Origin of the sequence: Streptomyces tsukubensis, assembly GCF_003932715.1 — a bacterium.
In the GTDB taxonomy this organism is placed as follows: Bacteria; Actinomycetota; Actinomycetes; order Streptomycetales; family Streptomycetaceae; genus Streptomyces; species Streptomyces tsukubensis.
The window spans coordinates 5,853,725-5,877,154 of record NZ_CP020700.1; the positions used below are offsets into that span (position 1 = coordinate 5,853,725).

Genomic DNA, 23,430 nt, shown 5'->3' on the forward strand with positions numbered 1-23,430 from the left:
GCGGTGTCCCGGCCCCTCGCCGTTGCCGGAACCGGCTCTTCGGCCTCGTTGACCACTTCGTCCAGCCTCGGACGGGTGATCCTGCCGAGAAGGCACAAGACTCCGTGCCGGTCACCACTACACTTCTCAACAACACGCGTCAGGCCCACAGTGTCGTGCGTCTTCCACGCGGCTAGCCCCTCCACCGCCTGCGGCCGTCGGGACGGCCGTCTCCCGCCATGGCCCTCAGGCGCGGGCGGGACCCCTTGGACTTGTGAGGACTCACGTGAGCGCTGAGCTTGCCCGTAAACCCGTCGTACTCATCGCCGAAGAGCTGTCGCCCGCCACCGTGGACGCGCTCGGTCCGGACTTCGAGATCCGTCACTGCAACGGCGCCGACCGCGCGGAGCTGCTGCCCGCGATCGCCGATGTGGACGCGATCCTGGTCCGTTCGGCGACCAAGGTCGACGCCGAGGCCATCGCCGCCGCGAAGAAGCTGAGGGTGGTCGCCCGGGCCGGCGTCGGTCTGGACAATGTGGACGTCTCCGCCGCCACCAAGGCCGGTGTCATGGTGGTGAACGCCCCCACCTCCAACATCGTCACCGCCGCCGAACTGGCCTGCGGTCTGCTGGTCGCCACCGCCCGCAATATCCCGCAGGCCAACACCGCCCTGAAGAACGGCGAGTGGAAGCGCTCCAAGTACACGGGCGTCGAGCTGGCGGAGAAGACCCTCGGTGTCGTCGGGCTCGGCCGGATCGGGGTCCTGGTGGCCCAGCGGATGTCCGCGTTCGGGATGAAGATCGTCGCCTACGACCCCTATGTGCAGCCCGCGCGCGCCGCCCAGATGGGCGTCAAGCTGCTCTCGCTGGACGAGCTTCTTGAGGTCGCGGACTTCATCACCGTCCATCTGCCGAAGACCCCGGAGACCCTCGGGCTGATCGGTGACGAGGCGCTGCACAAGGTCAAGCCGACGGTCCGGATCGTCAACGCCGCGCGCGGCGGGATCGTCGACGAGGAGGCGCTGGCCTCGGCGCTGAAGGAGGGCCGGGTCGCCGGCGCGGGTCTGGACGTCTATGCGAAGGAGCCGTGCACGGACTCCCCGCTGTTCCAGTTCGACCAGGTCGTCTGCACCCCGCACCTGGGCGCGTCCACGGACGAGGCGCAGGAGAAGGCCGGTATCGCCGTGGCCCGTTCGGTGCGCCTGGCGCTCGCCGGTGAGCTGGTCCCGGACGCGGTCAACGTCCAGGGCGGTGTGATCGCCGAGGACGTGAAGCCGGGGCTGCCGCTGGCCGAGCGCCTCGGCCGGATCTTCACCGCGCTGGCGGGCGAGGTCGCGGTCCGGCTCGACGTCGAGGTGTACGGCGAGATCACCCAGCACGACGTCAAGGTGCTGGAGCTGTCCGCGCTGAAGGGCGTGTTCGAGGACGTCGTGGACGAGACCGTCTCGTACGTCAACGCGCCGCTGTTCGCGCAGGAGCGCGGGGTCGAGGTCCGGCTGACCACCAGCTCGGAGTCCCCGGACCACCGCAATGTGGTCACCGTCCGCGGCACGCTGTCGGGCGGCGAGGAGATCTCGGTCTCCGGCACGCTGGCCGGCCCGAAGAACGTCCAGAAGATCGTCGCCATCGGTGACCACGATGTGGATCTGGCGCTTGCCGACCACATGCTGGTCCTGCGGTACGAGGACCGTCCGGGTGTCGTCGGCACCGTCGGCCGGATCCTGGGCGAGGCCGGGCTGAACATCGCCGGGATGCAGGTGTCGCGGGCCGAGGAGGGCGGTGAGGCGCTCGTCGTGCTCACGGTCGACGACACCGTGCCGCAGCCGGTCGTCGCGGAGATCGCGGAGGAGATCGGCGCGGTCTCGGCGCGCTCGGTGAACCTCACCGACTGACCGCAGACCGAAACGCAACAAACGCAACGAACGCAGCGAACGCACCGGACGCCACCCCGTCCGTACGTCCCCGGGCCCGGCTCCCTCCCAGGAGCCGGGCCCGGGGACGTTCCGGTTTCCGCTGTCAGTGGTGCCCTGCCGCCGCGGACCGGTCCCCGCGCAGGAGTACGAGGGCGAGCAGCGCGCCCGCGAGCAGCAGCCCGCCGGTGGCGAGGGCCGCCAGCTGCATCCCGGCGACGAACGCCTCCCGGGCCGCGGTCAGCAGCGGTCCGCCCAGGGGCGCGGGCAGCTCCGCGGCGACGGCCGCCGCACCGCCGAGGGTCTCCCGGGCCGTCTCCAGGGTTCCCGCCGGAAGCCCGGCGGGGGCGGTGCCGTCGATTTCGGCGCGGTAGACGGCCGCCCCGGCCGAACCGAGGACGGCCATCCCGAGCGCTCCGCCGAACTCGGTCGCCGTCTCCAGCAGCGAGGCCGCCGAACCGGCCTTGGCGGGCGGGGCCGCCGTGAGGGCGTGGTCGTTCAGCAGCGCCATGGCCGAGACCAGACCGGCGCCGGTGACGGAGGTGCTGATCAGCAGCAGGGCGAGCTGGTCCGTGCCGATGAGGGAGAGGATGGCGAATCCGGTCGCCGCCGTCAGAAAGGCGCCCGTGACGACCGTCCGCCGGGACACGATCCGGGCGAGTGCACCGGCTGCGGGGGCGGCGGCGCCGACGGGCAGCGCCGGAACGATGCTCCACAGCGCCGCCTCCAAAGGGTCCAGGCCCAGCACCGACTGGAGGTACTGGGTGGCGAAGTAGGCCGTGCCCATCAGGGCGAAGACCCCGAAGAGCAGCAGTGCCGCGCTGCGGCCGAAGGCGGGACGGGCGAAGAGCTCCCGGCTGATCATGGCGTCCCGGCGGGTGCGCTGCCGGTGGACGAAGAGGGCGCCGACGGCCGCCCCGGCGGCCAGGGCAAGGAGGGCGGGGAGCCCGGGTCCTTCGACGGCGATCTCCTTGAAGCCGTACACGACGGGCAGTACGGCCCCGATGGACAGGGGCACGCTCAGCAGGTCGAAGCGGCCGGGGGACGGGTCCTTGGACTCCGGTACGAGGAGAGGTACGAGTACCAGCAGCAGCGCCATGGCCGGGACGTTGACCAGGAAGACCGAACCCCAGGGGAAGTGTTCGAGGAGCATCCCGCCCAGGACCGAGCCGAGGGCGACGCCGGTGGCGAGGGTGCTCGACCAGATGCCGATCGCCGTGGTGCGCTCGCGGTCGTCGCGGAACATGGTGCGGACCAGGGCCATGGTGCTCGGCATCAGGGTCGCGCCGCCGACGCCGAGCAGGACACGGGCGGCTATCAGGACGTTCGCGCTGTCGGCGAAGGCGGCCATGGCGGAAGCGGTGCCGAAGGCCGCGGCGCCGAACAGGAGCAGTCGGCGGCGGCCGATGCGGTCGCCGAGGGAGCCCATCGTCATCAGCAGCCCGGCCAGCGCGAAGGCGTAGCTGTCGAAAATCCACAACTGCTGGGTGCTGCTCGGGTTCAGCTCGCGGGTGATCTCCGGCACGGCGAAGTAGAGGACGGAGACGTCCATGGAGACCAGTAGGAGGGGGAGCAGCAGCACGGTGAAGGCGGTCCACTCGCGGCGGCCGGCGCGGGGCGGACCTTCCGGGGCGGTCCGAGGGGACGGACAGGGCGGACGGGACGGGGCGTTGGGCATGGCGAGGACCATACAAGCGTCTTAAACATCTGTCTATGACGTTTGTATGGGACGTTCGTATGGGACACATGTATGGGACGCTTGTCCATGGCGCCCGGCCCGGCGGCGGTACGCTGCCGCGCATGGGACACCGCGAGGATCTGCTCGAAGGCGCCAAGCGCTGCCTGCTGGAGAAGGGCTATGCCCGGACCACGGCGCGCGATGTCGTCGCCGCTTCCGGGACCAACCTCGCCTCCATCGGCTACCACTACGGTTCCAAGGAAGCACTGCTCCAGGAGGCGTTCCTCCGGCTGATGGAGGCGTGGGGGGACTCCGTCGACGAGCCGGAGGGGGCGTCCGGGGACGGGGGAGCGGGCGCGCTCCCCGGCGCCGGACCCGAGCGGTTCGAGATCGTCTGGGGGCGGATGGTCGCCGCGTTCCCCGCGCACCGCGCGCTCTGGCGGCTCCAGACCGAGGTGCTGGCCCGGCTCGACGAGGACGAGAAGCTGGCCGAGGCCCTGCGGAGCTGGCAGGCCAGGGGGCGGGAGGAGCTGGCCGGGCTGTTCCTCGGCGGTGACGTCTCCGGGCGGGACCCGGAGAAGGCGCGGGTGGCCGGGCTGTTCTTCCAGGCGCTGGTGGCCGGGGTGATGAGTCAGTACATCCTGGACCCGGAGAGCGCGCCCACGGCGGAGGACCTCACGGCCGGACTGAAGGTGCTGACCGGCGAAGGGAACTGACGCCCCGCCCGGTCCGTCCGGGCCCGGAGCCCACTTCCCCGTTCGGTCAGGGGCTCACAGCCGTGCCGTCTTCAGCACCATGTGCAGCAGCAGCCGGTGCTCCCCGTTCCCCAGGTCCAGGCCGGTGAGCTGTTCCACTCGCGACAGCCGGTAGTAGAGCGTCTGGCGGTGGATGCCGAGCGCGGCGGCCGTCCGGCTCGCCTGGCCCGCGCAGTCGAGGAACACCTCGGCCGTCCTGGCCAGTTCCCGGTGGGCCGGGTTCAGCAGGGGCCGGACCGCGGGATCGTCGGCGGCCGGTCCGTCGGCCAGGGCCGTCAGCAGGCGGTACGGGCCGATGGCCCGCCACTCGGTGATCCGCGGCGCCCCCGGATCGGCGTGCGCCGCCCGCGCCGCGGCACCGGCCTCGTACCACGCGGTGTTCAGCTGTACGAGCCCGGCGCGCGGCGCCGCGACCCCCGCGGTGGGTCCGGTGCGGCCGCCGATGAGCTGTTCGGCCACGGCGAGCGCGGGCCCGGTGGCGTCCGCGGAGCGCAGCCGTACCAGCGCCGCCAGGACCCGCGACGAGGGGGCTTCCGGCGCGGGGGTGTCCGCCGTACGGGTGGCGGGGGCGGCCTCCGGCGCGGCCGGGGCCCAGGGGACGGTCAGCGTGCACAGGGCGGCGACGCCCGGCAGCGACCTGGCGGACGGGGTGTCCGGCGCGGTCCACGGCGCCACGCACACCACCGCGTGCGGACCGTCCGTACCCCGGTCGGGCCCGCCCAGCGCCGTCCGCAGCGCCGCCACTGCCATGTCGTACTGCCAGCCCCGTTCGGCCGTCAGCGCCGCCCGCAGTTCGCGTGCCGTGTCGGTGTCGGCCCGCTCCTCGTCGGCGAGCAGGGTGCCGATCCGGCCCGCCACCTCCATGGCCGCCGCCAGCTGCTCGTCCGTCGGGCCCGGGACGGTGTCCAGCAGCCAGACATAGCCGAGGACGACACCCCGATGGCGTACGGGAAGGCAGAGCCGGTCCCGGTAGACGCCCGCGTCCGGGGCGGCGGGGATCCGGACCGGGCCGGTCGCCCGGGTGATGCCGAAGCCCTCGAACCAGGCGCGGACCGCAGGGGTGGAGCGGCGGGTCAGGATCGACCGGGTGCGCACCGGGTCCAGCTGGGCCTCGTCGAACGCGCTGTCGCTGTCGTGGGCGCCGAAGGCGATCAGGCCGAAATCGCGGTTCTCCAGCGTCGCCGGGGCCGCCAGCAGCGCCGAGATCTCGTCGACGAGGTCCTGGTAATCGCCCTTCACCCGGACATTCTGGCACGTCCCCCGTCTTCCTTCAGACAACTGTCTGAGATCCCGGCCACGGATGCGTGACAGGTGTCGATGGCCGAGGATCGGAGCGATCCTTAGATTTCACGGTGGTTCTTCGTGCCGTTCCGGACCGGTTTCCCCGCGGTCCGGCACGGCCTGCTCGTACATCTCCGTGGAGGTCCCCGTGCTGGGTCCCGTGATCCTCGCCGCGTCGCGCAGCGACAAGATGCGCCGTGTCATCTCGGCCGCTCCGGTCACCAAGCCTGTGGTGAACCGTTTCATCGCCGGTGAGACCGTGGACGAGACGGTTCCGGTCGTCCGGGACTCGGCCGCCCGCGGTCTGGAGGTCACCCTCGACGTCCTCGGTGAGGACATCACCGACGCGTCGGAGGCGCTGCGCGCCCGCGACGCCTATCTGGAGCTGATCGAGGCCCTCAAGCCGCTCGGCCTCGGTGAGCGCGCCGAGATGTCGGTGAAGCTGTCCTCCTTCGGCCAGGCGCTGCCCGGCGGCCACGATCTGGCGCTGAAGAACGTCACCCCGGTCGTCGAGGCCGCCGCCGAGATCGGCACCACGGTCACCCTCGACATGGAGGACCACACCACCGTCGACTCGACCCTGGCGATCCACGCCGAGCTGCGCGAGCGCTTCCCGCGTACGGGCGCCGTCGTCCAGTCGTACCTCTTCCGCACCGAGGACGACTGCCGGATGCTCGCCGAGGCCGGCTCCCGGGTCCGGCTGGTGAAGGGCGCCTACAAGGAGCCCGCATCCGTCGCCTACCAGAACAAGGCCGAGGTCGACAAGGCGTACATCCGCTGTCTGCGGATCCTGATGGAGGGCGAGGGCTACCCGATGATCGGGTCGCACGACCCGCGCATCATCTCCATCACCCAGGAGCTGGCCCGCCGGGCCGGCCGCAAGCTCGACGACTACGAGTTCCAGATGCTCTACGGCATCCGCGAGGCCGAGCAGGCGCGGCTGGCGGCCGAGGGCCACCGGATGCGCTTGTACATCGCGTACGGCACCGACTGGTACGGCTACTTCATGCGCCGTCTCGCCGAGCGCCCCGCCAACCTGGCGTTCTTCCTGCGCTCCCTCGCCACCCGCGGCTGACCCGGCCCCCGAACACGCACGTCACGAACGAAGGAGAGTCGGCACTCATGGACGCTGTCACCCAGGTCCCCGCACCGGTCAACGAGCCGGTCCACTCCTACGCGCCCGGCAGCCCGGAGCGCGCCCGCCTGGAGGCGAAGCTCAAGGAGCTGGCCGAGAACCCCGTCGAGCTGCCGATGACCATCGGCGGTGAGCGCCGGATGGGCGGCGGCGAGCGGGTCGACGTCGTGCAGCCGCACAACCACCGGGCCGTCATCGGCACCTTCGCCGGGGCCACCGAGCAGGACGCCCGGGACGCGGTCGACGCGGCCCTGGCCGCCGCTCCGGCCTGGCGCGCGATGTCCTTCGACGACCGCGCCGCGATCATCCTGCGCGCGGCCGAGCTGCTGGCCGGCCCCTGGCGCGAGACGCTGGCCGCCTCCACCATGCTGGGCCAGTCCAAGACCGCCCAGCAGGCGGAGATCGACACGCCGTGCGAGCTGGTCGACTTCTGGCGGTTCAATGTCGCCTACGCCCGTGACCTGCTCGCCGAGCAGCCCCCGGCGAACTCCCCGGGCGTCTGGAACCGGCTGGACCACCGTCCGCTGGAGGGCTTTGTCTACGCGATCACGCCCTTCAACTTCACCGCCATCGCGGGCAACCTGCCCACCGCCCCCGCCCTGATGGGCAATGTGGTGGTCTGGAAGCCGTCCCCGACCCAGACCCACTCCGCCGTGCTGCTGATGCAGCTGCTGGAGGAGGCCGGGCTGCCGAAGGGCGTCATCAACCTGGTCACCGGTGACGGCATCGCCGTCTCCGAGGTGGCGCTCAACCACCCCGCGCTGGCCGGTATCCACTTCACCGGCTCGACCCGCACCTTCCAGCACCTGTGGAAGACGGTCGGCGGCAACATCGAGAAGTACCGCTCCTACCCGCGGATCGTCGGTGAGACGGGCGGCAAGGACTTCGTCGTCGCCCACCCGAGCGCCGACCGCGCGGTGCTGAAGACCGCGCTGACCCGTGGGGCCTTCGAGTTCCAGGGCCAGAAGTGCTCCGCCACCTCCCGCGCCTACCTCCCGGCGTCGATCTGGAACTCCGGCTTCAAGGAGGAGTTCGCGGCCGAGGTCGACGGGATCGCCATGGGCGACGTCACCGACCTGTCGCACTTCGTCGGCGCCGTGATCGACGACCGTGCCTTCGCGAAGAACAAGGCCGCGATCGACCGGGCCAAGGCCGACCCGACCTGCGAGATCGTCGCGGGTGGCACGTACGACGACTCCGTCGGCTACTTCGTCCGCCCGACCGTGATCCTCTGCACCGACCCGGGCAACGAGGTCTTCACGGACGAGTACTTCGGCCCGATCCTCGCGGTGTACGTCTACGAGGACGAGTCGCCCGAGGGCTACGACGCGATGCTGGACCAGATGGAGTCGGTGTCCGCGTACGCCCTGACCGGCTCGGTCATCGCGAACGACCGCGCCGCCGCCGCGCACACGATGGAGAAGCTGCGGTACGCCGCGGGCAACTTCTACATCAACGACAAGTCGACCGGTGCCGTCGTCGGCCAGCAGCCCTTCGGCGGCGGCCGTGCCTCGGGCACCAACGACAAGGCGGGCGCGCCGCAGAACCTGATGCGCTGGACGCTGACCCGCGCCATCAAGGAGACGCTGGTGGCGCCGACCGAGTACGGCTACCCGCACATGGGCTGACCCCGCCCGGGCTCAGGCCCGGAGGGTCACCCCCCTCAGACACCGCCCCCGAACCGGCCCCCACGCCGGTCCGGGGGCGGTTTCCATTCCCCTTCGCGACGATGGGCGGCAGCGTACGGTGCTGTACATGAGGGACACTCTGCCGATCACCGAAGCGCGTGCCGTATTGGGGTCGCTGGTCCGCCGTGCGTCCCGGGCCCGCGAGCGCGTCACGATCACGGGCAGCCCGCAGCCGTGCTGATCAACCCACAGGAGTTGGCGGATCTGGAGGATGCTCTGGCCCTGGCCCTCTATCGGGAGCGCCTGAGGTCCGGCGGCACGGCGCCGGTGCCGCATGACCGGGTGCGTGCCCGCCTCGGGCTCGACCCCGGGTGATGTATTCGATCGTCCGGGACGAAGCCGCGATCGACTCGGCGGCTCGGTTGCGCATGGGCTACTTGAAGGGCTGCGGCAGTTGACGGACTCCGTCGGCCTTCTCGCCGTGCAGCCCCGGCCGGAAGGCACCCAGGAATACGGATCGCCTACGACGGCCCGCCGGTCCCGGCCTGGACGAAGCGGCTGGCGGTGCCGGACTCCGAGCGCCCGGCTCCTGCCCCGCCTGCTGCGCGGCCGTACCCGCGGACCGGCGTTCGTCACCCACCGCCGCCCCGGCCCGGGGAAGGTCGTCAGCCCGCGGGACGTGTGCCCGGACACCGGCCAGGCCCGCGCTCTGCTGGACGAGCACACTGCCGTGCGCGGGCCGGGAACCGGCTGGGACCTGCACGAGTACCGCCATTCCGCCCTCACCCACCTCGGTGAGCAAGGCGCCTCCCTGCTGATGCTGATGGCGAAGTCGCGGCATAAGAAGCCGGAGAACGTCCGTCGCTACTTCAAGCCCTCCCCCGAGGCGATCTCGGAGCTGACCAGCCTTCTCGCCCCCGGCGACAGCAGACGATGAAGCACACGTGGTTCGTCGCAAGGGGGATACCTGCCGTCAGTTCGCCTCCGGCCCGAACCGGCGCTTGTATGCCGACGGTGTGATGCCGGTCGCGCGGCGCATCAGCGTGCGCAGATTGGCAGCGGTGCCAAGCCCGCTGCGTCGCGCGACCACCTCGAACCGGGACTCACCTCGCTCGATCAACCGGCACGCCAGAGCAAGCCGTTCCCCCGTCAGCCACGCCAGCGGCGTCGTGCCCAGTTGCGCCTGGAAGCGGCGATGGAGAGTCGCCGGACTGACCGCCGCACGCGCCGCAAGGCCAGACACAGTGAGCGGTGAGTCCAACCGTTCCTGAGCCCAGGCCAGGACAGGCGCCAAGGACTCGTCCGGCAGGTCGGGCATGGGACGCTCCACGAACTGCCGCTGCCCACCGTCCCGGTGTGCCGCGAAGACCAGCCGCCGGCTCACAGAGTTGGCGACCTCCGCACCGTAGTCGCGGCGGACCACATGCAACCCAAGATCGAGCGCAGCTGCGCTGCCTGCCGCGGTGAGGATGTCACCGTCATCCACGAACAGCACGTCTGCTTCGAGCTGGACAGACGGGAAGCGGGCCCGGAAGGAATCCGCCCACTGCCAGTGCGCGGTGGCCCGGCGCCCATCGAGGACTCCGGCCTCGGCCAGTGTGAAGGCGCCGCTGCAGAAGCCGACCAGGCGCGCACCTCGGGCGTGTGCTCGGCGGACGGCATCGAGCACGGCGGGACGGCGGGGCACTTCGATGTCCGGGCGGTTGGGGACGATCAAAGTGTCCGCCGCGTCGGCCGCTTCCAGGTCGGCGACTCCCGTGAGCGTGAAGAATCCGTCTCGCATCAGAGTGCGGGGCTCGGGGGAGCAGAGCCTGAAGTCGTAGAGATCACGGCCGATCTCCGGTCTGCGCAGACCGAAGACCTCGGTCGCGCAGCCGAGCTCGAAGGGGTTCGAGTTCTCGTCCACGATCACGACGACCCGGTGTACGCCCGTCGCGTGAGCTGCGTGCGAGGATTCTTTCGCCATGTGCAATTCCTAGCACTCACAGCGGTCAAGCGAAACGGCTCAGGATGAGCCCATGAGCAGCGAACCCATCCCCCTCAGCAAGGCTCTGGCCTCCTTCGATGCCCTGTGGAGCCCCCGCATCGTCACGCGCGTCAACGACTACGACGTCCGCATCGCCAAGGTCGAGGGCGAACACATCTGGCACGTCCACGACGACACCGACGAGTTCTTCCTGGTACTCGACGGCGAGCTGCACATCTCCCTGCGCGAGCCCGACGGGGAGCGCACGGTCCTGCTCCCGGAGGGGGCGGTCTTCACCGTCCCCCGAGGCACAGAGCACAAGCCGTACGCTCCGTCCGGCGCCGCAATCCTCATGTTCGAGCCCACCGGGACACCGACCGTGGGCGATCGCCACGACGAGATCCCGGAGCACGTCGACTCAACAACCGGACACGAACTCAGCACCTGACCCGACAGGCTTCGGACACGCCACTGCCCATGGCGTCAGCCTGCCGCCGGGTCGGCTACGTTCGCCGACTGCCCGGCAAGAGCGGCGCGGGACTCAATCCTCGGCGGTGTCCGGATCGCGCAGGGGGCGTATTCCGCCAGGCAGGTCGGGAAGCCGGGCGGCGATCGTGACGTTCAGGTCCTTCAGGCGGGCCTCGCCGCCGGTGACCGAGGTGAACGCCTGGTCGGCGCCTGTTCAGGAGAACACCTCCAGCAGCACCTCGGGCAGGTCCACCCTCGGCAGCATCGCATGCACCGCGGCCCGCAGCTCCAGCAGGGGAGGCCGGTTCGGGCTCCGGCTCCAGGGCCGCGAAGTGCAGACGGCCGTCGTCGTCGAAGACGATCTGCGCATTGTCCGGGACTCGGGCGGCGACCTCCCGGTAGGTGCCGTCCAGCAGCGCGGCCCGCGCCGCCAGGTGCCTGCCCGCCTCCCCGGGTAGGTTCAGCGAGGCCGGCACGGTCGGTCGGGCCTGCTGCCACGCCTGCCCGGCCAGCAGCTTCGCCCGCGGGTCACCCCACTTCGAGGAGTTCTTCGCGAAGAAACGCCTTCGGCCCCTCGCCTGTCGTCCAGGCCCGTGCGTCCACCCACTCCCGCAGCTCGCCCTCCGCCTCGGCGAACTCCCGGTACTCCAGGACTCTCCGCAGCTCGCGCACGTGCTCCAGCCGGGTGTTCTCCCGCTCGCCGTACTCCTTCAGCACCGACGGATCGCCGATGTCGAGGTGCTCGGCGAGATACTCCACGACCTCCGGCGGCACGTCCGCCGGATCGTCCAGGAACACCCCGAGATACCGCGCGGTCGTGAGCTGGGCCGCGAACCCCAGGCGGTTGTGGGCCCGCCTCTTGGGCTCGATTGGCTCCCGGTCCGCGTCGTCCAGGAAGAAGAACCGCTCCAACTCCGTACGGGACGGCGCCCCGTGATACGCCGCGTACGCGGCAGCCTGCTCATCCGTCAAAAACTCGACCGGCACCCCGGACCTCCAGACAGTCGATCAACACGACTGCCGCAGGTTCATCCCTCACAGAACCCCAGGTCAAAGCAGACATCAGCGCCAAGCGGGCTTAGCGCCGGTTTTCGTTCCGATGTTCCCCAGCCCCCTCATCCCCCTCATCCACCTCGGCCGTCTCGGCCGAGTCGGCCCGGCCCGCCCCCCGACGGGCCGGGTGCCCGGTCAGTCCGTTCCCGGGGTCTCCGCGAGGCGTTTGATCGCGTCGAGACGGGAGTCCCAGTCGGACGCGACCCGGGTCATCCAGCGGGCGGCCGTCGTCAGCCGGTCGGGGCGGACCGTGAAACGGGTCTCCCGGCCGGCCCGGCGAGCGCCGACCAGACCGGCGCGGTCGAGGATGCCGAGGTGCTTCACGATCGCCTGGCGGCTGACGGGCAGTTCGGCGGCGAGGACGGTGGCGGTCGCGCTGCCGTGGTCCGCGAGGGCGTCGAGTATCCGGCGGCGCATGGGGTCCGCCAGCGCGGACAGCACTTCCGACATGGACTCGGACACGGCGTCCGCAGTCTCGGCCGTCGCCGCGGGGTCCGGTGGGTCGGCCCCGGGCGGCGGGCTCCCGCCGCCCGGAGGGCCGGTGCCAGTTGTCATGCGCTGATTCTCACCCGTCCGTTCCGGCGTCCTCGCAGGAGCCCCCGGCCGCACCCTCGGTCCTCCCGGTCTCGGCATAGGTCTTGATGTTGACGACCTGACCCTCCCAGCCGCCTTCGTGGCTCTCGTACGAGGCGGTGGCCCGGCGCTCCTCGGGGATCGACAGCGCGGCGAAGCCGGTCTCGACGACCCGCAGCCGGGTGCCGTCCCCGACCTGGGTGAGGGTGAACTCGACCAGGGTCGAATTGCCCTCCCCGGCCTGCTCGCCGGGGTACGCGGAAGCCCAGCGGTAGGCGAACCTGCGCGGCGGCTCCACCGTGACGATGGTGGTCGGGAACTGTCCGTGCTCGCCGTGGTCCAGGAACATCGTGCCCCCGGGGCGCAGATCCACCGGGGCCGGTTCGCCCAGCCCGAACCAGGCCCCCACGTGCTCGGGCTCGGTCAGCACCGCCCAGACCCGCTCCGGCGGCGCCGCGATGTCGATCTCCTTCTCGATGCGGTCCCGCTCCGGGGCCGCGGTGGTGTTCTCACTCATGGTCGTGCCTCCTGCTCCGGCTCCCTGAAAATGACGTGCTACCTCATGGTTGCACTTCGCCGGAGGTAGTGCAACCGATTGGTTGCTCTTTCGGGTGGAGGTCAGCCGCGGGCCGCCGCGATCAGGGACACCAGGAGCGCCAGCGGCGGTCCCCAGCGGGAGGCGGCGACCGTCGCCGCCCGGCCCTTGGGCGGGTCTGCATCCGCGTCCGCCGGACCGTGCAGCGCGGTCACCTCGGCGCGGGCCCGGTCCGGGCCGACCGACGGGTGCAGCGGCGCCCCGATCCGTACCCGGACCGGAGCAGGGCGGAGCCTGCCGTGCTTGGGCAGCAGCCGGTCCGTGCCGGTGATCCCCACCGGCACCACCGGAACCCCCGCCTCCGAGGCGAGTACCAGGGCACCGCGGTGGAACGAGCCGGGCACACCGTCGCCGCCACGGGTGCCTTCCGGGAAGAGCACCACCGCCCGCCCGGAGCGCAGTTCACCGGTCATGGCGAGGAGATCGCCCATGCCCCCGCCGGTCCGGCGCACCGGGAAACCGGCCGCCAGCCGGCGGCAGATCCGCCGCCGCCACGGCGAGGCGAACCAGTAGTCGGCCGCCGCGGCGATCGCGGGGGTGTGCCGGGCGTCCAGCGCGGCGAGCAGGGCCGCCGTATCGGCGTGGGAGCTGTGGTTGGCGACGACGACGCAGCCGCCGCGCGGCAGCCGCCCGCGGCGTTCGACACCGCCGGTGAGCTGGAGGACGTACCACCACAGGGCACGGCGCAGGGCGGCGGCGGTACGGGAGCGGGACGGCGCGCGGGTCCCGCCGGGGGAGGCCGGGGGAGCGGAGGCCGGGCCGGGACGCGCGTCCGGGGCGTACGGGCCGGTGCCGATGCCGGGATACGCGTCCGGGCCGGAGCCGGGGCCGGAGCCCCGGGCCGGGGTGCGGGCCGGGCCGGAGCCGGAGTCGGTGCCCGTCTCCGGGAGTCCGTCGCCCCCGTCGGGCGACCCCGTCGCCGTCATGCCGTCACCACCGCGGCCAGCAGCAGCGCGGGCAGCAGGGAGTCGATACGGTCCAGCAGACCGCCGAAACCGGGCAGCCAGTCACCCGCGTCCTTGACGCCCGCCTCCCGTTTCACCATCGACTCCAGCAGATCGCCCAGGACACAGCCGGCCAGCACCGCCGCCCACAGACCCGGGGAGAACGCCCCGACCGCGAGCAGCACCGACCCGGTGGCCAGCGCGGCACCGGCCACCCCGGCCCAGGTCTTGTTCGGGGAGAGCGGCGACAGCGGACGGGCCAGCGGGCCGCGCCGCCCCAGCGCCGTACCGCCGCACCACGCGCCGACGTCGCCCAGCGCCACCGCCAGACCCACCGCGACCGCGGTCTCCCCGAGCGTCACCAGACCGGTGAGCGCCAGCGGGATCCACAGCAGGCCGAAGGCCGTCCGGGCGGTCCGGGTGAATCCCGACGCGCCGTCACCCGACAGCAGCGACGGCAGCGCCGCCGCAAGCAGCAGCACCCCGGCGGTCCGCGCGTCCAGAGCGGACGGCGCCTGCCACGCCAGCCCCGGCAGCACCACCGCCGCGGCCGTCAGCACCGCCTGATCGGCCCGGGACAGCCCCGCGAGGCGTACGTATTCGGCCACCGCGATCACCCCGAGCCCGGCCGCCAGCGCGAACGCCCCGCCCGCGCCGAGGAACAGCGCCCCCAGGAAGACCGGTGCCGCGATCGCCCAGGTCCGCCAGCGGCGGCGCAGTTCGGTACGCATCCGGATCCGCGCGGGCAGTGCCGCCACCGCCAGCCCGCTCGCCCCCAGCGCCCCCGCGACCAGCGGTATCGCCCGTCCGAAGGCCTCGCCCGCCACCAGAGCGCCGCTCATCGGGCCAGCTCCTTCCGGAGCCGGGCCAGCCGCAGCAGCGCGGTCAGCGCCGAGCCCGCGGCCAGCACCGCCAGCACCGGTACGGCCCAGCCGGATGCCGCCGCCACGACCACCAGCAGACAGCGCTCCGTCTTGCCGACAGGACCGCCGTTCAGCCGCGGGGCCCCGGCCGCCGCGCCCGCCAACGACACCCACGAGGGGAGGGTCGCGGCGAGCCCGGCGACGGCCACCAGCCACAGCGGGGCGAGCGTCAGAAACCCGGCCAGCACCAGCAGATCCGCAGCCCGGTCGCCCAACTCGTTGTGGAGTGCGCCGCGCGGGCCGGTGCGGCCGGTGTCCCGGGCGACGGCGCCGTCGAGATTGGCGCAGGCCAGCCGGGCCGCGAGCAGGACCGCGACCGGCAGTGCGGCCAGCGGCGCGGGCAGGAAGGCGAGGGCCGCGGCGGCACCGGCGGCGCAGCCGACACCGGCGGCCGTGAGGGCGTCGGGGGACACCCCGCGCCGAACCAGTACGCCGCGGACCCCGGCGAGCCGGGACGCGTACCAGGGCTTGAGAGCGTAGAGGCCGTTCATGGCGCCCACTGTTCTCCGATGGCCGGATTTCCGTCATGGGGTGCATACTCAGATCGAAAATTGAGTACGGCCCCGGGGCGCCGGGTGTCAGGCTGCCGCCATGTCGCAGCCTTCTTCAGCAGCCCCCGCCGCCGGTCCCGCCGCCCCCGTCGTCGTCCACACCTTCCGGCTCACCCCCGCCGAACGCGCCGAACTCCGCGCCTTCCTGCACGACGCCTTCGAAGGGGACTTCTCCGACGAGGACTTCGAGCACGGTCTCGGCGGAATGCACGCCCTGATCCGCGACCCCGAAGGCGCGCTCGTGGCGCACGGCTCCGTCGTGATGCGGCGGGTCCTGCACGGCGGGCGCTGGTACCGCGTCGGATATGTGGAGGCCATGGGCGTCCGCGCCGACCACCGCCGCCGGGGTCTCGGCGGCGCGGTGCTGGCTGCCCTCGAAGAGATCGTGGCCAAGGCCTACGACTTCGGCGCGCTCTCCGCGTCCGAGGACGGCGAGAAGCTCTACCGCTCGCGCGGCTGGCGGCAGTGGGCCGGGCGGATCGAAGGGGTCGCCCCCGAGGGGCTGGTCCGGCTCGCCGAGGAGGAGGGGTCCACCTATGTATGGGGCCGGATCCCGGCCCCGGAGGACGCGCTCGCCTTCGACTGGCGCGACGGCGACGTCCTCTGAGCCGTACGTCCTCTGAGCCGTACGCCCTCTGAGCCGTACGGCTCCCGGCTCCCGGCTCCCGACCTCGTACGTCCTCCGGCCGTGCCCCGCGTTCATACCTTCGGGTGAGTCCGGGGCTCTGCCGCACACCGCCATGACCTGCGGGTTCCATGATCTCCGTCTCAGATAGTAGGAAGTCCGACTACTTGTGGAGACAGGGGCGCGTCGCTGCCTTAACTTTGTAGGAGCCGAACGTCCCGCTGAACCAGCGATGGGCGGTCCGGGCCCGTGCCCCTTCTGCAGGCGACCCCTGCGCGGCACGCCCCCGCCCCCACCCGGCGTCCTCTCGACATCCCCGTGATTCCCAGGAGTCGGTCACCATGTCCGCTGAGACCGTTCGCCGCGTCCGCGTCCGCCACCCCCGTACCACCGAGTCCGACCGCCGCAACGCGGCCGCCGCCCTCCAGCGCGCGCTCGACCGGCGCGACAACGGCGGTTCCACGGGACACTGACCTCCCCGGTCCGCCGTCAACCGCCCCGGCGGCGGCCCCTGTCCAGTAAGTGGACAGTCCGTGTCATGGGGTGGGATGGCGAGTAGGGTGCCCTTCATGCCCCGCAGCCTCAACATCGCAGTCATCCCCGGCGACGGCATCGGCAAGGAAGTCGTCGCCCAGGGACTGAAGGTCCTGACCTCCGTCCTCCCGCAGGACGTCAAGCTGGAGACCACCGAGTACGATCTCGGCGCCCAGCGCTGGCACCGCACCGGGGAGACCCTCCCGGAAGCGGAGCTGGAGGCCCTCAAGGGGCACGACGCGATTCTGCTCGGTGCCATCGGCGATCCCTCCGTGCCCTCGGGCGTCCTGGAGCGCGGTCTGCTGCTGAAGCTGCGGTTCGCCTTCGATCACTACGTCAACCTGCGGCCGTCGAAGCTCTTCCCGAACACGGCGACGCCGCTGGCCGGCCGTCCCGAGATCGACTTCGTGGTGGTCCGTGAGGGCACCGAGGGCCCGTACACGGGCAACGGCGGCTCCCTGCGCACCGGTACGCCCGCCGAGGTCGCCACCGAGGTCAGCCTGAACACGGCGTACGGCGTCGAGCGCGTCGTCCGCGACGCGTACGAGCGCGCCAACGCCCGCCCCCGCAAGAAGCTGACGCTGGTCCACAAGAACAACGTCCTCGTCTACGCGGGACATCTGTGGAAGAACATCTTCGACCGGGTGGGCCAGGAGTACCCCGAGGTCACCACCGACTATCTGCACGTCGACGCGGCGACGATCTTCTTCGTCACCCAGCCGGAGCGCTTCGACGTCATCGTCACCGACAACCTCTTCGGTGACATCCTCACCGACCTTGCCGCCGCCGTCACCGGCGGAATCGGCCTGGCGGCCTCCGGCAACATCAACCCGACGGGCGCCTTCCCGTCGATGTTCGAACCCGTCCACGGCTCCGCCCCCGATATCGCGGGGACCGGCAAGGCCGACCCGACGGCGACGATCCTCTCCGTCGCCCTCCTCCTGCGCCACCTCGGCTTCGACGCCGAGGCCGCCCGTATCGAGGAGGCCGTCTCCGCCGACCTGGCCGAGCGCGACGGAAGCTTCCGCACGACGGACGAGATCGGCGACGCGCTCGCGGTACGCGTAGCGGACTGACCCGACGAAGCTCACGAAGCCGCCGGGTCGCACACAGCGCCCGGCGGCTTCTTCCGTGCGGCCTCCGGGTGCCTCCACCATCAGACCAACAGCAGCCGGACCGCACCCCCACCCCGTACCACCCGTTTCGGGTCGCCGCCCCCGGGGGCGATAATCGAACCGGGCCGTGGTCCACGGGAATGCTCGGACGTCCTAGCACCGTATTAGCACCGTATGCGGGCGCCGGGGTGAGCGTGTGCGGTCCGCCCATCAACGGTGAAGGAACTGCACTCATGACGACGATCGAGCTGAAGCCCTCCGCTAACCCGCTGTCCGCGGCCGAGCGCGAGGCGATCCTGGCGGACCCCGGGTTCGGCCGCCACTTCACCGACCACATGGTGACGATCAGGTGGACCGAGGGCCGCGGCTGGCACGACGCCCAGCTCACGCCGTACGCCCCGCTCTCCATCGACCCGGCCAATATGACCCTGCACTACGCGCAGGAGATCTTCGAGGGCCTCAAGGCGTACCGCCGTCCCGACGGCTCCGTCGCCACCTTCCGCCCGCAGGCCAACGCCGAGCGCTTCCAGGTCTCCGCCCGCCGGCTCGCGATGCCTGAGCTACCGGTCGAGACCTTCATCGAGGCCTGTGACGCCCTTGTCCGGCAGGACAAGGACTGGGTCCCGGAGCACGGCGGCGAGGCCTCCCTCTACCTCCGGCCGTTCATGATCGCTGCCGAGGTCGGTCTCGGGGTCCGCCCGGCCAACGAGTACCTCTTCATCGTCATCGCCTCCCCGGCCGGGCCGTACTTCGCCGACGGCGTCAAGCCGGTCTCGGTCTGGCTCTCGGAGAACTACGTCCGCGCGGTCCCGGGCGGTATGGGCTTCGCCAAGACCGGCGGCAACTACGCGGCGTCCCTGCTCGCCCAGGCCGAGGCCGCGGAGAAGGGCTGCGACCAGGTCGTCTGGCTGGACGCGCTGGAGCACCGCTGGGTCGAGGAGATGGGCGGGATGAACCTGTACTTCGTGTACGGGGACAAGATCGTCACGCCCGAGCTGACCGGGTCGCTGCTGGCCGGGATCACCCGTGACTCCCTGCTCACCCTGGCCCGCGATCTCGGCTACGAGTCCGTGGAGGGCCGGATCTCCACCGAGCAGTGGCGGCGCGACACCGAGAACGGCACCCTGACCGAGGTCTTCGCCTGCGGTACGGCTGCGGCGATCACGCCGGTCGGCCGGGTCAAGTCCACCACCGGGGAGTGGCTCCAGAGCGGTGGCGAGCCCGGCGAGCTGACCATGCAGCTCCGCAACAAGCTGCTGGCCATCCAGACCGGTGCGGAGGCCGACGAGCACGGCTGGATGCACGAACTCGGCTGACCTCGCGGAAATACGCATGCCCCCGTCCCCGCCGACCGGTGAGGATGGGGGCATGATCATTTCCGGGAACACGGGAACGGGAGACGGCGGCCACCGTCGTGACGGCGAGAGCACCGAACCCAGCGAGAACCGCGAGAACCGCGAGAACCGCCAGAGCACCGAGAGCACCGAGAGCACCCAGAGCACCGGGACCGGTGACGGCGTCCGGGTGCCGGGTCCGGAATCGTCCGGTCCGCGCGACCGGGAGCTGGCCGTGGCGATCGGACTGCGCGACAGCGGCGAGCCGGTGGCCCGCGAGGAGGCCCGCCGCAGGCTGGTGGCGCTGGCGGACCGGCTGCCCGATGACGCCGAGGTCGCGTACCACACGGCCTGGGCCCACGACGTCCTGGAACGGGAGGCCGAGGCGGTTCCGTACTACGAACGTGCCCTGACCGCCGGTGCCCCGTCGCTCACGGAGGCCGACCGCTGCGAGGCGTACCTCGGACTCGGCAGCACCTATCGGGTGCTCGGCCGGTACGAGGACGCCGAGCGGACCCTGCGTGCCGGTGTCGCCGCCTTCCCCGGGCACGGCGGGCTGCGGACTTTTCTGGGCATGGCCCTCTACAACACCGGTCGCCACGAGGAGTCCGTACGGCTCCTGCTGGACCTGCTCGTCCGGACCAGCGGCGACCCCACCGTCCGGGCCTTCGGCCGGGCCATCACCGCCTATGCGGAGGACCTGAACCGGACCGTGTGAATCGGTTGGTCCGAGCCGGACGGTCCGAGCCGCGGACGGGGTCCGGGCCCCTGGCGGGTCCTCGCCCACCGCACCTTAGAGCGGTGCTCGAAAACACTCCCGCCGATCCTTCTCATCGCCGCGCCCACTGTTTAGAGTGACGCTCAAAAGGAGGTACGGCGGAATGCGACTCACCCCAACGGAGCGGGACCGGCTGCTGCTCTTCGGCGCGGCCGAGCTGGCCCGGGCGCGCCGGGCGCGCGGTCTGAAGCTGAATGTGCCCGAGGCGACCGCGCTGATCGCGGACACGGTGTGCGAGGCGGCCAGGGACGGCCGCCGGCTCGTCGAAGCCGTCGAGGCGGCCCGGTCCGTGCTCGGGCCCGACGACGTACTGCCCGGAGTGGCCGATGTGGTGACCGAGGTCCATGTGGAGGCGGTCTTCGACGACGGCTCCCGGCTCGCCGTGGTCTCCGACCCGATCGGCGGCACCGCGGGCCCCGCCGCGCCCGGCGCGATCCTGCCCGGCCCCGCGGACCCCGCCCCGGAGCCGGACACGGTGCTGACCGTCCGCAACACCGCCGAGGTGCCGATCAGCGTCACCTCCCACTTCCACTTCTTCGAGGCCAATCCGCGCCTCGACTTCGACCGTTCGGCGGCGTACGGCATGCGGCTGTGCGTACCGGCCGGTTCGTCCGTCCGCTTCGACCCGGGCGGCAGCGCCGAGATCGGTCTGGTCCCCATCGGCGGCGCCCGGATCGCCATCGGCTTCGCGGGTCTGGTCGACGGGCCGCTGGACGCGCCCGGCGCAAAGGACGAAGCCCTGCGCAGGGCGGCGGCCTGCGGCTATTTGGGGGCGGACCGATGAGCGCGGCACCCCGTCCGGGCGGCGGGATCGACCCGTACGAATACGCCTCGGTCCACGGCCCGCGCGCCGGGGACCGGGTGGTGCTGGGCGATACCGGGCTGGTGGTCCGGGTCGAGTCCGACTCCCAGCACCCGGGTGACGAATTCCTCGCGGGCTTCGGCAAGACCGCCCGCGACGGACTGCACCTCAAAGCCGCGGCCGTCCGCGAGACCTGCGACGTCGTCATCAGCAACGTTCTCGTCATCGACGCGGTCCAGGGCATCCGGAAGGTGTCGATCGGGATCCGCGAGGGCCGGATCACCGGGATCGGCCGGGCAGGCAATCCGGACACCCTCGACGGGGTCGACGTGGTCACCGGCACCGGCACCACGATCGTCTCGGGCGAAGGGCTGATCGCCACGGCCGGTGCCGTGGACACCCATGTCCATCTGCTCTCCCCGCGGATCATGGAGGCTTCCCTGGCCTCCGGCGTCACCACGATCATCGGCCAGGAGTTCGGCCCGGTCTGGGGCGTCGGCGTCAACTCGCCCTGGGCCCTGAAGCACGCCTTCGGCGCCTTCGACGCCTGGCCGGTGAACATCGGCTTCCTGGGCCGCGGTTCCTCGTCGCATGCGGCGCCCCTGGTGGAGGCGCTGGCCGAGGGTGGGGCCTGCGGTTTCAAGGTCCACGAGGACATGGGCGCCCACACCCGCGCCCTGGACACCGCCCTGCGGGTGGCCGACGAGCACGACGTCCAGGTCGCCCTGCACAGCGACGGGCTGAACGAGTGCCTGTCGGTGGAGGACACCCTGCGGGTGCTGGAGGGCCGGACGATCCACGCCTTCCACATCGAGGGCTGCGGCGGCGGGCACGTCCCCAACGTCCTCAAGATGGCGGGCGTACCGAACGTCATCGGCTCCTCCACCAATCCGACGCTCCCCTTCGGCCGGGACGCGGTCGCGGAGCACTACGGCATGATCGTCTCGGTCCACGATCTGAAGACGGACCTGCCCGGCGACGCCGCCATGGCCCGGGACCGGATCCGGGCCGGGACCATGGGCGCGGAGGACGTCCTGCACGATCTCGGGGCCATCGGCATCACCTCGTCCGACGCCCAGGGCATGGGCCGCGCCGGGGAGACCGTGCGCCGCACGTTCGCCATGGCGGGCAAGATGAAGGCCGAGCTGGGCCCGCTCGCGGGCGACGGCCCGCACGACGACAACGCCCGCGTACTGCGCTATATGGCCAAGCTGACGATCAACCCGGCCATCGCGCACGGGCTCTCCCACGAGATCGGCTCCATCGAGACCGGCAAGATGGCGGACATCGTCCTCTGGCAGCCGCGCTATTTCGGTGCGAAGCCGCAACTGGTCCTGAAGTCGGGTTTCCCCGCCTACGGCGTCACCGGCGATCCGAACGCGGCCACCGACACCTGCGAACCGCTGGTGCTCGGACCGCAGTTCGGGGCGTACGGAGCGACCCCGGCCGACCTGTCGGTCGCCTTCGTCGCCGGGGCTGCCGTCGCGGCGGGCAACGATCTGCTGCCGACCCGCCGCCGCCGGGTCGCGGTCCGCGGCACCCGCGGCATCGGCCCGGCCGATCTGCTGCTCAACTCCCGGATCGGAGATGTCGCCGTGGACGCCCGCAGCGGTCTGGTCACCCTCGACGGCGACCCGATCCGCTCCGAAGCCGCCGAATCGGTCTCCCTCAACCGCCTCTACTTCCTCTGACACCCCGCAGCACCACTGGAGTAGCCCGATGTTCCGTATGCCGCCCGAGTGGGCGCCCCATGAACGCACCTGGATGGCCTGGCCCGGCCCCAACCCCACCTTCTCCGACGGTGACGAACTCGACGGTTCCCGGCGCGCCTGGGCCGCCGTTGCCCGCGCCGTCCGCCGCTTCGAACCGGTCACGATGGTGGTCGGCCCCGGGCAGAGCGCCGGGGCCCGGGCCCTGCTCGGCCCGGACGTCGATCTCGTCGAACGGGAACTCGACGATGCCTGGATGCGGGACATCGGGCCGACGTTCGTCAGCGACGGGACCCGGCTCGCCGCCGTGGACTGGGTGTTCAACGGCTGGGGCGCCCAGGAGTGGGCCCGCTGGGAGCACGACGCGAAGATCGCCCGTGCCGTGGCGGATCTCGCGGGCGTCCCCGTCCACGGTTCTCCGCTGGTCAACGAGGGCGGCGGTATCCATGTCGACGGAGAGGGCACGGTCCTGCTGACCGAGACGGTCCAGCTCGGCCCGGAGCGCAATCCGGGCTGGACCAGGGAGCGGGCCGAGGCCGAGATCCACGCCCGGCTCGGCACCACCAAGGCGATCTGGCTTCCGCGGGGCCTGGCCGCCGACTATCCGCCGCACGGCTACGGCACCCTCGGCCATATCGACATCGTCGCCGCCTTCGCGGGCCCCGGGGTGATCGTCGCCCACACCCAGCCCGACCCGGCCCACCCCGACCACGTCCCCTGCGCCCGGAACGTGGAGTTCCTCCGTACCCAGACGGATGCGAAGGGACGGCCGTTCGAGGTCGTCGAGGTGCCCGCGCCCACCGCCGTCCGCGGTGAGGACGGCCACTGGGCCGACTACTCGTACATCAACCACTACGTCTGCAACGGCGGTGTGGTGCTCTGCGCCTTCGACGATCCGCGCGACGAGGAGGCGGCGGCGATTTTCCGGCGGCTCTACCCGGACCGCGAGGTCGTTCTGGTCGACGCCCGGACGATCTTCGCCGGGGGTGGCGGGATCCACTGCATTACCCAGCAACAGCCCGCGGTGGACGGGGACAGCAGGGGAGAATGAGGCGGTGGACGGCCCCCGGGGTACGGAGGGGGCCGTTCCTCCAC

General features: G+C 71.8%; 22 protein-coding genes and 3 pseudogenes. 15 read left to right on the top strand and 10 right to left on the bottom strand.

From position 1 onward, the window contains the following. The first annotated feature begins 265 nt into the window (after positions 1 to 265). Positions 266 to 1,870, top strand: coding sequence for a phosphoglycerate dehydrogenase (gene serA / locus B7R87_RS24325; RefSeq protein WP_006346391.1), 1,605 nt, complete (start codon positions 266 to 268; stop codon positions 1,868 to 1,870). Between the two features lie 124 nt (positions 1,871 to 1,994). Here serA and B7R87_RS24330 read toward each other — a convergent pair whose 3' ends face one another. After that, complete coding sequence (locus B7R87_RS24330) at positions 1,995 to 3,566, bottom strand: MFS transporter (protein ID WP_040914038.1); 1,572 nt, start codon at positions 3,564 to 3,566, stop codon at positions 1,995 to 1,997. Between the two features lie 122 nt (positions 3,567 to 3,688). Between B7R87_RS24330 and B7R87_RS24335 the strand changes: the two genes are divergently transcribed. Continuing rightward, complete coding sequence (locus B7R87_RS24335; RefSeq protein WP_006346389.1) at positions 3,689 to 4,282, top strand: TetR/AcrR family transcriptional regulator; 594 nt, start codon at positions 3,689 to 3,691, stop codon at positions 4,280 to 4,282. A gap of 54 nt (positions 4,283 to 4,336) precedes the next feature. On the opposite strand, the gene B7R87_RS24340 is transcribed toward B7R87_RS24335, so the two are convergent. Continuing rightward, the gene (locus tag B7R87_RS24340) at positions 4,337 to 5,560 is read right to left on the bottom strand and encodes a PucR family transcriptional regulator (protein ID WP_130585196.1); all 1,224 of its coding nucleotides are present in this window, start codon (positions 5,558 to 5,560) and stop codon (positions 4,337 to 4,339) included. Positions 5,561 to 5,750: 190 nt separating this feature from the next. Between B7R87_RS24340 and B7R87_RS24345 the strand changes: the two genes are divergently transcribed. The 4 genes and pseudogenes from B7R87_RS24345 to B7R87_RS33195 all read left to right on the top strand — a co-directional run. Next, the gene (locus B7R87_RS24345; RefSeq protein ID WP_040914018.1) at positions 5,751 to 6,677 is read left to right on the top strand and encodes a proline dehydrogenase family protein; all 927 of its coding nucleotides are present in this window, start codon (positions 5,751 to 5,753) and stop codon (positions 6,675 to 6,677) included. Between the two features lie 47 nt (positions 6,678 to 6,724). Continuing rightward, positions 6,725 to 8,365: an L-glutamate gamma-semialdehyde dehydrogenase gene (pruA, locus tag B7R87_RS24350; protein ID WP_006346385.1), complete on the top strand. Its 1,641-nt coding sequence runs from the start codon at positions 6,725 to 6,727 to the stop codon at positions 8,363 to 8,365. A 234-nt stretch (positions 8,366 to 8,599) separates the two neighbouring features. Beyond that, positions 8,600 to 8,740, top strand: a complete 141-nt coding sequence (locus tag B7R87_RS34430) for a hypothetical protein (RefSeq protein ID WP_006346383.1) — start codon at positions 8,600 to 8,602, stop codon at positions 8,738 to 8,740. A gap of 139 nt (positions 8,741 to 8,879) precedes the next feature. Beyond that, positions 8,880 to 9,302 (top strand): annotated as a pseudogene (locus tag B7R87_RS33195) (site-specific integrase); the annotation flags it as partial. 36 nt (positions 9,303 to 9,338) lie between these two features. Here B7R87_RS33195 and B7R87_RS24365 read toward each other — a convergent pair. Beyond that, the gene (locus B7R87_RS24365) at positions 9,339 to 10,331 is read right to left on the bottom strand and encodes a GlxA family transcriptional regulator (protein ID WP_006346381.1); all 993 of its coding nucleotides are present in this window, start codon (positions 10,329 to 10,331) and stop codon (positions 9,339 to 9,341) included. A gap of 52 nt (positions 10,332 to 10,383) precedes the next feature. Between B7R87_RS24365 and B7R87_RS24370 the strand changes: the two genes are divergently transcribed. Continuing rightward, positions 10,384 to 10,779, top strand: a complete 396-nt coding sequence (locus B7R87_RS24370) for a cupin domain-containing protein (RefSeq protein WP_006346380.1) — start codon at positions 10,384 to 10,386, stop codon at positions 10,777 to 10,779. Positions 10,780 to 10,929: 150 nt separating this feature from the next. Here the strand turns inward: B7R87_RS24370 and B7R87_RS34435 are convergent. The 7 genes and pseudogenes from B7R87_RS34435 to B7R87_RS24400 form a co-directional block, all read right to left on the bottom strand. After that, a pseudogene (locus tag B7R87_RS34435) lies at positions 10,930 to 11,365 on the bottom strand (Tn3 family transposase); the annotation flags it as partial. Further along, on the bottom strand, positions 11,328 to 11,786 hold the full coding sequence (locus tag B7R87_RS33775) for a DUF4158 domain-containing protein (protein WP_006346379.1): 459 nt from the start codon (positions 11,784 to 11,786) through the stop codon (positions 11,328 to 11,330). The pseudogene B7R87_RS34435 and the gene B7R87_RS33775, both read right to left, overlap by 38 nt. A gap of 201 nt (positions 11,787 to 11,987) precedes the next feature. Continuing rightward, positions 11,988 to 12,302 carry an ArsR/SmtB family transcription factor gene (locus tag B7R87_RS24380; protein WP_040914026.1) on the bottom strand — a complete coding sequence of 105 codons (315 nt, stop codon included), beginning with the start codon at positions 12,300 to 12,302 and terminating at the stop codon, positions 11,988 to 11,990. A gap of 115 nt (positions 12,303 to 12,417) precedes the next feature. Next, positions 12,418 to 12,942 carry an SRPBCC family protein gene (locus B7R87_RS24385; RefSeq protein ID WP_006346377.1) on the bottom strand — a complete coding sequence of 175 codons (525 nt, stop codon included), beginning with the start codon at positions 12,940 to 12,942 and terminating at the stop codon, positions 12,418 to 12,420. A gap of 211 nt (positions 12,943 to 13,153) precedes the next feature. Beyond that, positions 13,154 to 13,946 (bottom strand): annotated as a pseudogene (locus tag B7R87_RS34305) (lysophospholipid acyltransferase family protein); the annotation flags it as partial. Beyond that, positions 13,943 to 14,806: a phosphatidate cytidylyltransferase gene (locus B7R87_RS24395; protein WP_130585194.1), complete on the bottom strand. Its 864-nt coding sequence runs from the start codon at positions 14,804 to 14,806 to the stop codon at positions 13,943 to 13,945. The gene B7R87_RS24395 and the pseudogene B7R87_RS34305, both read right to left, overlap by 4 nt. Continuing rightward, positions 14,803 to 15,378, bottom strand: a complete 576-nt coding sequence (locus B7R87_RS24400; protein ID WP_130585193.1) for a CDP-alcohol phosphatidyltransferase family protein — start codon at positions 15,376 to 15,378, stop codon at positions 14,803 to 14,805. Before B7R87_RS24400 ends, B7R87_RS24395 begins: the two co-directional genes overlap by 4 nt. A gap of 100 nt (positions 15,379 to 15,478) precedes the next feature. Here B7R87_RS24400 and B7R87_RS24405 point away from each other — a divergent pair, with 100 nt between their 5' ends. The 8 genes from B7R87_RS24405 (at position 15,479) to B7R87_RS24435 (ending at position 23,386) form a co-directional block, all read left to right on the top strand. After that, the gene (locus B7R87_RS24405; protein ID WP_006346374.1) at positions 15,479 to 16,045 is read left to right on the top strand and encodes a GNAT family N-acetyltransferase; all 567 of its coding nucleotides are present in this window, start codon (positions 15,479 to 15,481) and stop codon (positions 16,043 to 16,045) included. Positions 16,046 to 16,404: 359 nt separating this feature from the next. Beyond that, positions 16,405 to 16,536 (top strand): hypothetical protein, encoded by a 132-nt coding sequence (locus tag B7R87_RS34175; RefSeq protein WP_006346373.1) that lies wholly within the window; start codon positions 16,405 to 16,407, stop codon positions 16,534 to 16,536. A 96-nt stretch (positions 16,537 to 16,632) separates the two neighbouring features. Continuing rightward, positions 16,633 to 17,673 (top strand): 3-isopropylmalate dehydrogenase, encoded by a 1,041-nt coding sequence (locus B7R87_RS24410; protein ID WP_006346372.1) that lies wholly within the window; start codon positions 16,633 to 16,635, stop codon positions 17,671 to 17,673. 272 nt (positions 17,674 to 17,945) lie between these two features. After that, on the top strand, positions 17,946 to 19,028 hold the full coding sequence (locus B7R87_RS24415) for a branched-chain amino acid aminotransferase (RefSeq protein ID WP_006346371.1): 1,083 nt from the start codon (positions 17,946 to 17,948) through the stop codon (positions 19,026 to 19,028). Between the two features lie 208 nt (positions 19,029 to 19,236). Continuing rightward, positions 19,237 to 19,764, top strand: a complete 528-nt coding sequence (locus B7R87_RS24420) for a tetratricopeptide repeat protein (protein ID WP_040914011.1) — start codon at positions 19,237 to 19,239, stop codon at positions 19,762 to 19,764. 163 nt (positions 19,765 to 19,927) lie between these two features. After that, on the top strand, positions 19,928 to 20,608 hold the full coding sequence (gene ureA / locus B7R87_RS24425; protein WP_006346369.1) for an urease subunit gamma: 681 nt from the start codon (positions 19,928 to 19,930) through the stop codon (positions 20,606 to 20,608). Further along, complete coding sequence (locus B7R87_RS24430) at positions 20,605 to 22,317, top strand: urease subunit alpha (RefSeq protein ID WP_006346368.1); 1,713 nt, start codon at positions 20,605 to 20,607, stop codon at positions 22,315 to 22,317. Before ureA ends, B7R87_RS24430 begins: the two co-directional genes overlap by 4 nt. Positions 22,318 to 22,345: 28 nt before the next feature. After that, on the top strand, positions 22,346 to 23,386 hold the full coding sequence (locus B7R87_RS24435; protein ID WP_006346367.1) for an agmatine deiminase family protein: 1,041 nt from the start codon (positions 22,346 to 22,348) through the stop codon (positions 23,384 to 23,386). Positions 23,387 to 23,430 lie beyond the last annotated feature (44 nt).